This is a genomic window from Aestuariivirga sp., from assembly GCF_041738905.1.
Classification (GTDB): Bacteria; Pseudomonadota; Alphaproteobacteria; order Rhizobiales; family Aestuariivirgaceae; genus Aestuariivirga.
In genome coordinates this window covers 1-13358 of sequence record NZ_JBGSOZ010000028.1, presented here as the reverse complement: position 1 = coordinate 13358, position 13358 = coordinate 1, and the positions used below count along the sequence as shown (strand labels likewise).

Sequence of the window (13358 nt, the reverse complement as noted above, 5' to 3'; positions counted from 1 at the left end):
AGGCGCAGAGTACTATCATTCGGTTCACCCGCTGGGTTCTCCATGATGGCCTCATATGGTTCAGGTTAAACTGCTGATAATTATACCTGAATCGGCGCAATGCCGCCACAAATCAGTATGTCATCTGGCGAATGCGGGGTCGATGAGGATGAGGCCGCCCTGCCGCAGGAGCTTGAGCGAGCCTTCGTAATAGGTGTCGTAGCCGGTCTTGTCGGCGTCGATGAAAGCGAGGTCGAAGGTGCCCGCCTCGCCATTGGCCAGGAGCCTATCGATCACGGCCTTGCCGCCGTCGAGGTGGAGGTCGATGCGGTCCGCAACACCTGCCTTCTGCCAGTATTTCCGGCCGATGTCGGTCCATTCCTTCGAGACATCCGCGCAAGTGATGCGAGTGGCACCCGCCAGCGCCATGGCGAGCGATGAGTAACCGGTGAAGGTTCCAAACTCGAGCATGCGTTTGGCGCCCATCAGCTTCACGAGAAGGCCCATGAAGGCCCCCTGTTCCGGCCCGATTTGCATGGCGCTCTCGCCGCCCAGCCGTGCGGTTTCCTCGCGGAGTTCCTTCAGGACTTCCGGTTCGCGGTAGGCATGGGCCGCGTAATAGTCATAGAGGGCGCCGGTGATGCCAATGGTCTTTCCCATGATGTCAGTTCCTCGTGGATGCGGGCGAGTGATGGAGTGGGCTTGTCATGCATAGTCCGATGTTCTGAACCTCGGGTCGCGCGGACCGAAGAAGGAATCCAGTATGTGGGTTCTGACCGCCAGTTCCGTCAATCCAAAGGCGATGACCGAGCCGCAGAGAGCCTGGGCCATGTCCTTCTGCGCGTCCCAGATGTCGCCCTGCATGCCGAGATAGGCGGTGCCGGCTTCAGGGTTGACGACGAGCGCCACGGCCATCTCGATGATCTCGAAAATGGCGGAGCCCGCCGTGTTGAGGCTCAGTGCATAGAGTCCAGCGTGAAAGCTGCTCGGCGTCACATGCCGGATGATGATCTCGCGCATGGGATAGAACAGCAGGAAGCCGAAGCAGAAATGCACGATGCGGTCGAAGTGATTGCGGGTGAAGCCGAAGGCCTCCTGCATCCAGAAGCCGAGAGGCACTTCCGAGTAGGTGTAATGCGCGCCCATCTGGTGCAGCACGAGGAACAGGAACAGCAGCAGGTAGGAAATGTCGGACAGCGGCAGGCGGCGGAAGCTGAAGACGAGCACCAGCACCATCAGGGTGGGCAGCATGTTCTCAAGCGCCCAGTCGAACCTGTAGACAGGGTTCCATCCCCACCACACAAAAATGCTGGCGTAGAGGACGGTGAGGACGACCAGAAAACGCCGGTTCAGGAAGACGTTGCCGATGTCAGATACAGCTGTCGAAAACTTCATGGTTTCACCGGTTCGGGCTGGTGGACGAAGCGCTGATAGAGCCAGCCGATGCCAACGAGGCAGAGGCCGAGGCCAATGAAGCTGGCGATGCGATAGAGACCTTCGAGGCCCGACATGTCGAGCAGGAAGACCTTCACCACCACAAGCACCATGACGGCGAGCCCCGCATAGCGCACGACCTTGCGGCCGAGCCTGATGCCCGCCACGAAGAGAGCCAGCGCGAGGACCAGCCACACGGCGGAGTAAGCGTAGGACTCACCCGGCGACTGCGACCAAGGCGTCATCACCGGACCTTGGAAGATGCGCTTGGTTTCAAGCGTGACATAGGCAAAGACCAATAGCAGGCACAGTCCGCCCGCCAGTGGCTTGAGGTGCGTCCAGCGCAGAACGTCGAGACGGGGCACCAGCAGCGCGATGAGTGCGATGGGCGCCAGATAGGCCAGCAGAAGCGTGTTGAAGAAGACGCCGCCCTGCAGCGTGTCTCCGGTGATTGCCGGATTGAGGCCGATGAGCGACAGGACCACGATCGACAGCACCGAGACTGCTAGAAGAATCAGGGCCGCCCAGGTCGCGATGAGGCTGGAATAGATTCTCTGGCGATAGAGGAGCCCATAGGCGGCGCCCAGCCAGGTGAGGATATGCGCCGACACTTCCAGCAGTAGCGGATGCGGTGCCGTCACGCCGCCGCCAATCAGCACGCGGACTTCAAGTGAGATGAGCGAGATGACGAGACCTAGGCTGATGCCTTCGAGGCTGACGGCAGAACGGAGGTAGCCGGCCCTGCGGAGGTAGCGGCTGCCTGCCAGGAAGGCCAGCGCGGGCACTCCGTAGCCATAAAGAATCCAATGCGGGCCCAGTGGCAGGCTCAGGTCTTCGGTCCACAATTGCCGCGATACGAAGAGCCGGATGGTGGCAAGTGTCGCGAGTATGGAGGCGATGAGGCCTTGCCACATGATGCGCATGAAGCCGGCCGAAATGGCGAAGAACAGGCTGAGTACCGCCATGGCGAGCGTCAGCCACACGCCGTCGAACAGCCGGTCAGCCGCGAAGAGGAACAGGAGAGCCGCACCTGCTGACAGAGCGCCCGAGCCCATGGCGGCGAGCGGTTCCGCGTCATGCCGGGCGCGGCCCGCGAAGGCTGCAGCCAGCAGCAATACTGCAAGCCCAACGCCGATGAGCACCCATGTCATCGGGGCAAGGAGGACGTCGGCGCGCGCCCATGCCCCAAAGATGAAGAGGAAGCCTGAAGCGCCGCCCATCCCACCCCAGATGTTCGGTGCCGGCCTGAGGCGCGCGCCGAGGCTGCCGACGAGAGCGAAGGCGAGGCCTGCCGCCAGCGACCAGCGCAGGAATTGCGGCGCGGCAAGACCGGGGACGGTGGACCACAGGCCGTTCTCGTCCATCGCCAGCGTATGGAACGCCACCTCCGGCCACCCCATGAGAACGCCGAACGACAGCAGAGCCGAGAGTGCCGCAAGCGGCGCCAGCTTCGCCCTCCTCCACCCGATGGCGGTCAGGATGGCAGCCGCGGCGAAGAACAGCGCCAGGGCCAGCCCATGGTGGGCGGACTGGTAGACGAGCACCATGAGCACCGCGACTTGCGCAAGAAGGCCCGCGAGGCCGATGGCGAGCGCACTGTCCGACGCGGGGGTCCGCTCCTCATCGCGCAGCGCGCGGAGGCCCGACAGGCCGAAGAACGACATGAGTCCGATGGCATGGGCGAACAGGCCGATCGGCCATATCTCCGTCATGTCGAAGGGACGGCCCACCATCCACAGCAGCGCCCAGACTGTCGAGCCCGCGATGGCGGAGTAGCCCAGCCACCACCAGTTCTTGCCCCGCAACGTCAGGAAGCTCGCGGCATGGATGACCAGAAGATAGGGGAAAAAGGTCCATGCGCTCGGATGCTCGGACGGTATCATGGCAGGTGCGCCATAGGAGCCGAGAAGGCCAAGTGCCGCGATGAGCGGACCCTGCAGCCGCGACAAGACGAGTGCCCCGAGGCCCACGGCGGCGAGCCCCAGGAAGGCAGTGGTGGGTGCGATCAGTTCGTAAAGAGCGTAGGCCGCATAGATGCTGCCGAAAGCCGTGACGAGGCCGCCGGCGGACAAGGCTGCGGGCACATAGCTCTGCTCCATGATGGCGCCCGAGCGGCGGCGCACGAACTCTCCCGCTGCGATCAGCGCCGCGCCCGCAAGCAGGCCGAGGACGATCTGGAGTGCAGGCGGGATGAGGTCGTTGTCAAAGGCATACTTGACGAAGAGCACGCCGCCGATGGCGATGGCGAGGCCGCCGATCCAGACGAACCAGCGCGAAGCCAGCGCCTGCTCCACATCGCGGCCTGACGATGACCTCGCCGGCTGCGGCGGAATTTCGGCCCCAGGTTCTTCGGAAGCCTGGGCGTGCGCCGGGACTCCCTCCGCCGGCATTGCGTCCTCCGCAGTCATTTCGAGAGGCTGTTCCGTGATCACGTCCTTGGAGGGGTCGAGGGAACGATCCGCCAGTGCCGGAGCGCCAACATCATCGAAAGATGGACGGCCCAGTTCCACCGGGGATCGACCGCTTGCCCGCAAACCCGCCAGATCCTCAAGGGCCTTGGCGAGGTCCAGCTTCATCTGCGCAAGGCGAGACTCGAGTTTGGAAATCTTGTTGAGGGCAATGAGAGCCATGACGAAGGTCATGGCTGCGATCAGAAAAGCGAATCCGTCCATTCAAACTCTCCCGTCCCCTCATTCACACTACACAGCTTGCGCTGAAAAGTCGAAGCTGGGAAAAGCACTCCATGACTCTGCGCGCCGACATCCGACCTGACCTGTTATCTCCCGTTCCCATGGCATGGGAGATTGCGGACGGCATTGTCAGTTATCCCGAAGCGCTTGCGCGTATGGACCGCGAGACGCATGCCATCGCGCATGGCGAGGCGCCGGAGCGCGTCTGGCTGCTCGAACATCCCCCGCTCTACACTGCTGGAACATCGGCCAACGAGGCAGACCTTGTCGCGCCGGACCGTTTCCCCGTGTTCAAGGCGGGACGCGGGGGACAATACACCTATCACGGGCCGGGCCAGCGCGTGGCCTATGTGATGCTCGACCTCAAGCGGCGCGGCGGCGACGTGCGTGCCTTCGTCGCCTCTCTCGAACAATGGATCATCGACACGCTCGACGAATTCAACGTGAAGGGCGAGCGCCGCGAGGACCGGGTGGGTGTGTGGGTGAGGCGCGGCAGCCGCGAAGACAAGATCGCCGCCATCGGCATCAGGGTGCGGCACTGGGTGACGTTCCATGGCATCTCGATCAACGTGGAGCCGGACCTGACGCATTTCGACGGCATCGTGCCCTGCGGCATCCGCGAGCATGGGGTCACGTCTCTTGTGGATCTCGGATTGCCAGTCACCATGGCGGACCTCGACGTCGCGATGCGGCGGCGGTTTCAGGCGATCTTCGGGCCTACCTTCACTGAGGCTGGCTCTCCTGTGCAGGTTTCTCCTTCGGCGGCTCCTTCATCAGCTTGAGGCCCATTTCCTTCCGCACCTCGTTGATGAACGGGCTGCAGGCGCCGCGTTCGAAATAGGTGTTGAAGGCCATGAAGGGCGTGAGGCCCTGCTGCTCGGGGAAGTCGACATAGAACTTGGTGATGGCCTGGGCGATCATTCCGGCGCGCAGCTTGAGGGTCTCGGCGCATTTCCGCAGGCCGATCGCGCGCGCGGCGGTATACTTGTCATTGGCCACGAAGACCGTCATCACATCGAAGATCGCCATGGCGTAGGCGGCCTGCCCTTCCTGTCCGAGTTGCTGCCAGGCGCGATAGTCCTTGATGAAATCCGCCCTCGCGGGCACCGCAGCCGCAGCGAGTGACAGAACCATGGCGCAGGCAAGGGTAAGCTTTCTCATGTGATGCCTTTCGTGTTGTGGCGACTATCGGACGCCCGGGCGGTCTTGTCCACCGCGAGCGCCTGAAAATGTGACTTGATTTGTTACATAACGATGCTACCTAAGGGTCAATCAACCAGGAGACGTACCCATGAAGCTCTACTATGCCCCCGGCGCCTGTTCGCTTGCCCCGCACATCGTTCTCAATGAACTTGGTGAAAACTATGACCTCGAGAAGGTCGACCTGGGTGCCAAGAAGACCGAGACCGGCGCGGACTTCAATGGCGTCAACAGCAAGGGCTATGTGCCCACGCTTGAATTTGCCAAGGACCAGGTTCTGACCGAGGTGTCGACTATCCTGCAGTACCTGGCCGACAAGGCCGAAAACAGCAAGCTCCTGCCGAAGTTCGGCTCGATGGACCGCTACCGCGCCATGGAGCAACTCAACTTCGTGGCATCCGAACTCCACAAGGGAATCGGCGGCCTGTTCAATCCGCTGATGCCGGAAGACGGCAAGAAGGCCATCGTTGCGCGCCTCGGCGCCCGCCTCGCCTGGCTCGATGCGCAGCTTGCCAAGAAGCCCTATCTCCTGGGCGATGAGTATTCAGTGGCCGATGCCTATGCCTTCACGGTTCTGGGCTGGAGCAAGTGGGTGAACCTCGATCTCTCGCCCTACGCGCACATCACGGCCTATCTCGACCGCGTTGGCGCGCGCCCGGCGGTTCAGGCCGCGATGAAGAAGGAAGGCCTGATCCCGGCCTGAGGTGGTCAACGCCCACTCAACTGCAGATGGCCGGGTTTCGCCCCGGCCATTTTCCTTTTCAGCTATGCTTCAGCCGTTCGGCCACATCGCGAAGCCGGTCCAGTCCTGCTCGGGATGAATGGCGGTCTTCACCGACTTCACAACGGCCAGCCTCGGGCCCCTGTGGCAGGCCTCCACCATCGCACGAACCAGCGTGTCCTCGCCCGCGAACACGGCCTCGACTGACCCATCGCTGCGGTTTCTCACCCAGCCGGCGAGTTGTTTCGCATTGGCCTCACGTTCCACCCAGGCACGGAAACCGACGCCCTGCACCCTGCCCTCCACGATGACGTGAACGGCGGTCCGGCTCACGCGAATTCCATGATGACGGCATCGACCGCGAGGCTGTCACCCTGCTTGGCGTTGACCAGCTTGATCGTCACGTCGCGCTCGGCGCGGAGAATGTTCTCCATTTTCATGGCCTCGACGATGGCCAGCGGTTCTCCGGCCTTCACTTCCTGGCCCACCACCGCGGGAATTGAAATGACCAGCCCCGGCATGGGGCAAAGCAGCTTCTTCGATGTATCGGCGGCAGCCTTCACGGGCATCAGACGGGCGAGTTCCGCCTCGCGCTCCGAATAGACGTGGGCATCGAGCACCACGCCCCGATATGACAGCCGGTAGCCATTCAGTATGCGCTTCACCTGCACGGTGACGAAACCGGTTCCCATATCGCAGGAGAACACCGGCTGGCCGGGAACCCAGCCGCAGGCATCGGCCATGGCGTCGGTGTCCTGCGTGACCGTGACGGGCAGCCAGTCATTGCCCAGCTTCACGATGCGTTTCGTGGCGAACGCAACGGCCTGACCGTTCATCTGGCCGTTGATGCGGCGCTTGCGGCGGTTCTCCACATGATCGAGGACCGTGGCAACCTCGGCCAGAGTCGCAGTGATTTCAGGCGTGATCTCATGGCCGGTGAAACCGCCCTTGAATTCCTCGGCGATGAAGCCCGTCGAGAGCGCGCCCGACTGCCAGCGCGGATTTTCCATGATGGCCGACAGGAAAGGCACATTGTGCTGGATGCCCTCGATATAGAAGGCATCGAGCGAACGGGCCATGGCTGTGATTGCTTCGCTGCGCGTCGGCGCATGCGTGCAGAGCTTGGCAATCATCGGGTCGTAATAGATCGAGATTTCGCCACCCTCGAAGACGCCCGTATCGTTACGGACGGTGATGCCATGGGCGGATTGCTCCGCAGGCGGACGGTATTTCACCAGCCGGCCTGTGGAAGGCAGGAAGTTGCGGTACGGGTCTTCGGCATAGATGCGGCTTTCGACCGCCCAGCCCTTCAGCGTCACGTCCTTCTGCTTCAGTGAAAGAGGCTCGCCTGCTGCGACGCGGATCATCTGCTCCACGAGGTCGATGCCGGTAACGAGTTCGGTCACAGGGTGCTCGACCTGCAAGCGGGTGTTCATTTCGAGGAAGAAGAACGAGCGGTCCTGCCCTGCGACGAACTCCACCGTGCCGGCGGAATCGTAGTTCACGGCCTTGGCCAGCGCCACGGCCTGCTCTCCCATGGCCTTACGTGTCTTCTGGTCGAGCAGCGGTGACGGTGCTTCCTCGATGACCTTCTGGTTGCGGCGCTGGATCGAGCATTCGCGCTCGCCCAGGTAAATGACGTTGCCGTGCTTGTCGCCCAGCACCTGGATTTCGATGTGGCGCGGGTTGACGATGAATTTCTCGATGAAGACACGGTCATCGCCAAAGGAAGACTTGGCCTCGGACTTGGCGCGGGCGAAGCCTTCCTTCACCTCTTCCTTCGAATAGGCGATGCGCATGCCCTTGCCGCCGCCGCCAGCGGACGCCTTGATCATCACGGGAAAGCCGATCTCCGTGGCGATGATCACCGCCTCGTCCGGGTCCTCGATGATGCCCATGTAGCCGGGAACGGTCGAGACCTTCGCAGCAGCGGCAGCCTTCTTCGATTCGATCTTGTCGCCCATGGCGTCGATGGCGCCGGGATGGGGGCCGATGAAGGTGATCCCCGCTTCGGCCAATGCCTTCGGGAAGGCCGAGCGCTCGGACAGGAAGCCGTAGCCCGGATGTACCGCCTCGGCGCCCGTCTTCCGGCAGGCATCCACGATCTTGTCGATCAGCAGATAGGACTGCGCGGCCTGCGGCGGGCCGATATGCACCTTCTCGTCGGCCATCTCGACGTGGAGCGCGCGGGCATCGGCGTCAGAATAGACGGCGATCGTGGCGATCCCCATTTTCCGGGCTGTCTTGATGACACGGCAGGCGATCTCGCCCCTGTTGGCGATCAGAATCTTCTTGAACATGAAACCCCAAATGCCCTTTTCCCGGCGGTTCTAGCCCGGTGCGCCCGGCCCGGCAACCATACGAAGGACGAGATATCCCCTGCCCTCCGCTCATTTTTGAAAGCACACTCCGGGGGTTTGCGCTATAGGCAGCCCCATGAGCGAGCTAAATGACATCATCTATGGCGTCCACCCCGTTGCCGAGGCGCTGAAGAACCCCAAGCGGAAGATCTATTCGCTGAAGGCCTCGAAGAATGCCGCCGACAGGCTGGCGGAAGAGATTGCCGCGCGCGGGATAACGCCGGAAATCGTGCACCCCAACGTGCTCGACCGGGCGCTCGGGGCCGACGCCGTGCACCAGGGACTGCTGATGGAGGCGAAGGGCCTGAGCCAGCTGCGCCTGGACCAGATCGAGAAATCAGGCATCGTGGTGATGCTCGACCAGGTGACGGACCCGCACAACGTGGGCGCCATCCTTCGCACCTGCGCGGCCTTCAACGTGACGGCGCTGGTGGCCACGGCCCGCCACAGCCCGGAAGCCTCCGCCGTGCTTTTCAAGTCGGCGTCCGGTGCTTACGAGCATGTGCCCTTCGTGAAGGTGACAAACCTCTCGCGCGCCATGGCGGAACTCAAGGATTACGGCTTCCGCATCGCGGGGCTGGACAGCGAGGCGCCGGAAAACATCTCCGAGATCGACCGCACGCCGCCCATCGCCATCATGCTGGGTGCCGAGGGCAAGGGCTTGCGCCAGCTCACCCGTGACAGCTGCGACCACCTCGTCCGCCTCGAGATGAACGGCCCGATCAAGAGCCTCAACGTATCCAACGCGTGCGCGGTGACACTCTACGCCCTGACCCGTTGACCGGTACTCCGTTGAACCGGGATTGCGTGGAGCCGCACCCTCCGATAGAAATGTAGTCGAGGGTGCGCTGTTATTCCGAGGTCAACCATGGCGAATTTCTATGGCACTCTGGGCATTGACGCATTTGTAGGCGCCGCGTTCTCCGTCAATAATTACTACTTCGATGCCGGCGAACTCAGCGCCCTCGACATCGTGATCGGCTCCAACGGCGGCGATTACTTTCACTTCAACGATGCGGAGCTCTCCGGCCTGACCGGCGGTGGCAGTCTTGTCAACGTCATCGGCATCGATCGCTTCTATTTCAATGCGGGTTCGAACTTCGACATCACCAACGCGATGGTCAACTCAGCGGACAGCACTGACCCCTATGTATTGACCTGCCACGGCAGCGAGGAGCGGGATGTCTTCGATGCGTCGGCGGTCACTGCTGACGAGCCGATCTGGCTGAATGGCAACGATGGCAATGACGAGCTTCGGGGTGGCGGTGAAGGCAGCCTCTATGAGGGAGGTGATGGCGACGATACTATCTTCCTGTCGAGCGCCGTGGAGACAGCCGAGGGCGGCAACGATGACGACCTCTTCACGGGCGATGCCTCGGACTTCGATGGCGATACGATCAACGGCGGCGCCGGCGTGGATGACATCGTCCTGTCGAGTGCGGGTGCCTTCGCCACCAGCATGACGAGGGTGGAGTCCGTTCTTCTGGTCAATGGCACCAACACGGTCACGATCACCAGTCTCTCCTATGCAGGTGGAAGCGATGCGGTCACTCATGTGGAAGGCGGATCGGGTGCCGATACCATCACCATTGACCCTGCGGACTCCATCCCCTTCGATCCCACATTCGAAAACTTCCTGATCGAAGCCAACGGCGGCAACGACATTCTTACGGGTGGTGACGGAAACGACACGCTCGACGGTGGAGCGGACACCGACGCACTGGGCGGCGGCGCTGGCGACGATGTCCTGATCGGCGGCAGCGGCGACGACATCCTTTCCGGCGGCAGCGGGGATGACACCTATGTCGATGTCGGGGCCGGCGATCTCGTCAACGAACTCTTCTCGACCGGCACGGACACGATCGAGACGGCGGTTGCCGTCTTCTCGATGCAGGCCAATATCGAAATCCTCGACTATACCGGATCAGCCGATGCCACGCTCACCGGCAATACCCTCGGAAACACCATCACGGGCGCTGCCGGCGACGACACCATCCACGGTGACGACGGCGGAGACACGCTCAAAGGCCTGAAGGGCGACGACACCCTTGTGGGCGAGATCGGCAACGACACCCTGTTCGGCGCGGATGGCGCCGATATCGTTCGCGGTGGTGCCGGCGACGATACGCTCACTGGTGGCCGTGGTGCGGATCTCATTCAGGGTGGCCAGGATAACGACACGCTCAATGGCGGAAACGGCGCCGATACGCTCGAGGGCGGTGACGGCGCTGACATTCTGACCGGCGGCAAGGGATCGGATTCGCTGACGGGCGGCACGGGAAGCGATACCGCCTCCTATGCCGGTTCCGCGGCCTCAGTCGATGCGGACCTCACACGCGCCAACGGCGAGGCCATCCATGGCGCCGACGTGGACACGCTGTCGAAGATCGAGTCACTCACGGGCGGAACGGCGGGCGACATCCTGCGCGGCGATGACGGCGACAACACTCTCGAAGGCAATGAAGGCGATGACATCCTGGAAGGCCGCGGCGGCAACGATACGCTCTATGGCGGCTCAGGACGCGATACGGCTGACTACAGTTCAACCACTGAATCCGTTGTCGTTCAGAATGTCGCGGTCGGCGTCACTGAAGCCCGCGGGAGCGACATGGGTACGGATACGCTAACCGGCATCGAAGTCATTGTTGGCGGCGGCGGGGACGATTCTTTCTTCTATTTCGCCGAGGCCGTGGGCAACGGCGGCAACGACGAGTTCTATGCCACCACAGGAGCCGATATCTATGACGGCGGTGTGGGAATCGACACGGTTTTCTATACGGGCCTGAACGGCCAGACGGGTCTGGTCGTGGACCTTGAAAACCCTGCGCTCAATCAACTGAATGCGGCAGGCGATATACTTACCAGCATTGAAAACATAACTTATCTTGGAAGCGACTATGCCACGATGAATGGCAACTGCGCTGACAACGTCATCGTGACCAGCGGGCAGCTTTGCGGCGTGGATGGCCGGGATGGCAATGACAGGGTCGTCGCATCCGGCATCTTCGACATGCTCACGGGCGGCAACGGCGTCGATACCGTCGACTACAGCGCGGCGACAGAATCCGTGATCGTCCTTCAGCTCGATGACGGCGTGCTTGTGGGCGACGATGGCGCCTATGGCGATGCGGCGGTAAGTTTCGAGGCCATCATCGGGTCAAGCCATGACGACACCATCACGGTGAACGATGCCGGCACGGATTCCGCCGGATTCGCGCTCACCGGCGGCAATGGCCACGATACGCTGGCCTCCGATGCCGGCACCGACACGCTCTCGGGCGGAGATGGCGACGACGTGCTGTCCGGCGGACTTGATGGCGACGTCATCGATGGCGGCGACGGCGTGGACACGCTCGACTATGGCGTATCGGATGCGGCCGTCACGCTGGCACTCAACAATGGCAGCGCGACAGGCGGCCATGGTGAGGGCGACGCCGTCTCCAACGTCGAGAATCTCACGGGAAGCATCTACGGCGACACATTCACGGGCAGCAGCGAAGCCAACACACTCTATGGCGGTGATGGCCGCGACCGGCTGAACGGCGGCAATGGTCAGGACCAGCTTTCGGGCGGCAGAGGCGGTGACACGTTTGTTTTCCTGAGCGCGAATCACAGCGGTGCGGATGAAACGCTTCGCGATACAATTCTGGACTTCGCGGCCGGCGACGTGATCGACCTCTCAGCCATCGACGCCCAGGAGAGTTCCGCCACGACGGACGAGGCCTTCATCTTCATCCTGGATCCGACTTTCAGCGGCGAGGGCCAGATCCGGGCGTCGCAGGTGGGCGCCGATACGATTGTCTACGTCAATACCAGCGGCAACGGCGGCACGGAGATGCAGATCGTGCTGGCAGGGTTCGCCGTCGGCGACCTCTCGGCGGCGGACTTCCTTCTCTAGGGCGGAGACTGCCGCACGATCGCACAGGGATCAGCGCCCTTCCCTTGCGGACAGTCACCTGATCCGGCCAGAAAGCCTCCCGTAGAGGAAGATTTGAGTTTCATCCGCATCTTCCACCAGAGATTGACAAACACCGCGTAACAGGAAAGTGTTCGTTTCGGGGGCCAAACCTTGCATACGGGGAGGCGACGTGCCGTGCTTTATCGATATACAGCCGCCTGACCAGCCGGTCAGCGAACGGCTGTCTGCCAGTTCCGCCCCAGTCACCCCCTTCACCACCTGCACCTTCACAACGGGTCCAATATGCCCGGTTGCAGCCGTTTTGCCCAAGGAGACCCACTGATGACGACCACTCCCACTGTCTGGCTTGATCGCAGCGCCCCGAACTACACGCTCAATGGCCCCGGCGGAAACGACCAGACCGGCGGCCGCGGCATCGGGCTGTCCAACGGCAACTTCCTCGTCATCTGGGAAACCAACATCTTCCAGGACTTCGACGGAACCAACCGCACCGAGATCTGGGGCGAAATCTTCGACCCGCGCGGGCTGTCGATCAGCGGCGAGATCCAGTTGGCGGGACTTCCTGCCGGGGCCGGCATCGACTTCGAGAAGGCCGAGATCGACGCCGATGACAGTGGCGGCTTTCACATGGTCCTTGTCTCTGACACGACGGCGGCGCCGGGCGGGGAAAGCGTGTTGGTGGCGCATTTCGACGATGGCGGAACGCGAACCAGCTTCACCCCAAGGTCCACGATCTATGGGGATTATGGATCGCTATCGATCGGCGACACCGAGGAGATCGCGATCACCGTCGCACCCAACGGAGACGTCATCATTGCCGAGAAACTGGAACTCGACCGTCCCTTTCTTCCCCCAGACTTCAGCCTGTTGGCCTTCACCACCGATGGTACGCTTACAGTCGACATCGATGACAGTACTAGGGTCAGGACTCATTGATTGAGATAGAAGATGACGCTGGCCGCAATGCAGATTGCCGAGAAGAAGGTGTGAGAGCAACGGTCATAGCGGGTTGAGATGCGCCGCCAGTCCTTGAGCCTTCCGAACATGTTCTCGAT

General features: G+C 62.2%; 11 protein-coding genes and 1 pseudogene. 5 read left to right on the top strand and 7 right to left on the bottom strand.

Annotated elements, in window-relative coordinates:
- Positions 1-120: 120 nt before the first annotated feature.
- The 3 genes from ACEW8Q_RS02085 to ACEW8Q_RS02075 are packed head-to-tail and all read right to left on the bottom strand — an operon-like array spanning position 121 to position 4085.
- Entirely contained in the window at positions 121-639 is a 519-nt protein-coding gene (locus tag ACEW8Q_RS02085) for a class I SAM-dependent methyltransferase (protein ID WP_373502396.1), read from the bottom strand.
- A 45-nt stretch (positions 640-684) separates the two neighbouring features.
- Positions 685-1374, bottom strand: coding sequence for a DUF2238 domain-containing protein (locus ACEW8Q_RS02080; protein WP_373502395.1), 690 nt, complete (start codon positions 1372-1374; stop codon positions 685-687).
- On the bottom strand, positions 1371-4085 hold the full coding sequence (locus ACEW8Q_RS02075; RefSeq protein WP_373502394.1) for a DUF2339 domain-containing protein: 2715 nt from the start codon (positions 4083-4085) through the stop codon (positions 1371-1373). Before ACEW8Q_RS02075 ends, ACEW8Q_RS02080 begins: the two co-directional genes overlap by 4 nt.
- A 71-nt stretch (positions 4086-4156) precedes the next feature.
- Between ACEW8Q_RS02075 and lipB the strand changes: the two genes are divergently transcribed.
- Entirely contained in the window at positions 4157-4885 is a 729-nt protein-coding gene (gene lipB / locus ACEW8Q_RS02070; RefSeq protein ID WP_373502393.1) for a lipoyl(octanoyl) transferase LipB, read from the top strand.
- Here lipB and ACEW8Q_RS02065 read toward each other — a convergent pair.
- Entirely contained in the window at positions 4827-5264 is a 438-nt protein-coding gene (locus ACEW8Q_RS02065; protein WP_373502392.1) for a hypothetical protein, read from the bottom strand. The genes lipB and ACEW8Q_RS02065 overlap by 59 nt on opposite strands.
- Positions 5265-5394: 130 nt before the next feature.
- Here ACEW8Q_RS02065 and gstA point away from each other — a divergent pair, with 130 nt between their 5' ends.
- Positions 5395-6006, top strand: coding sequence for a glutathione transferase GstA (gene gstA / locus ACEW8Q_RS02060; RefSeq protein WP_373502391.1), 612 nt, complete (start codon positions 5395-5397; stop codon positions 6004-6006).
- 69 nt (positions 6007-6075) lie between these two features.
- Here gstA and ACEW8Q_RS02055 read toward each other — a convergent pair whose 3' ends face one another.
- Entirely contained in the window at positions 6076-6357 is a 282-nt protein-coding gene (locus ACEW8Q_RS02055; protein WP_373502390.1) for an acylphosphatase, read from the bottom strand.
- Positions 6354-8324 carry an acetyl-CoA carboxylase biotin carboxylase subunit gene (locus ACEW8Q_RS02050; protein WP_373502389.1) on the bottom strand — a complete coding sequence of 657 codons (1971 nt, stop codon included), beginning with the start codon at positions 8322-8324 and terminating at the stop codon, positions 6354-6356. The genes ACEW8Q_RS02055 and ACEW8Q_RS02050 overlap by 4 nt, the downstream gene beginning before the upstream one ends.
- Before the next feature lie 136 nt (positions 8325-8460).
- On the opposite strand from ACEW8Q_RS02050, the gene rlmB reads away from it, so the two are divergent.
- The 3 genes from rlmB to ACEW8Q_RS02035 all read left to right on the top strand — a co-directional run bounded on the left by rlmB (position 8461) and on the right by ACEW8Q_RS02035 (position 13239).
- Complete coding sequence (gene rlmB / locus ACEW8Q_RS02045; protein ID WP_373502388.1) at positions 8461-9165, top strand: 23S rRNA (guanosine(2251)-2'-O)-methyltransferase RlmB; 705 nt, start codon at positions 8461-8463, stop codon at positions 9163-9165.
- Positions 9166-9252: 87 nt separating this feature from the next.
- Positions 9253-12282 carry a hypothetical protein gene (locus ACEW8Q_RS02040; protein ID WP_373502387.1) on the top strand — a complete coding sequence of 1010 codons (3030 nt, stop codon included), beginning with the start codon at positions 9253-9255 and terminating at the stop codon, positions 12280-12282.
- Positions 12283-12624: 342 nt separating this feature from the next.
- Entirely contained in the window at positions 12625-13239 is a 615-nt protein-coding gene (locus ACEW8Q_RS02035) for a hypothetical protein (RefSeq protein WP_373502386.1), read from the top strand.
- Here ACEW8Q_RS02035 and ACEW8Q_RS02030 read toward each other — a convergent pair.
- Positions 13233-13358 (bottom strand): annotated as a pseudogene (locus tag ACEW8Q_RS02030) (IS5/IS1182 family transposase); the annotation flags it as partial. The gene ACEW8Q_RS02035 and the pseudogene ACEW8Q_RS02030 sit on opposite strands and share 7 nt — an antisense overlap.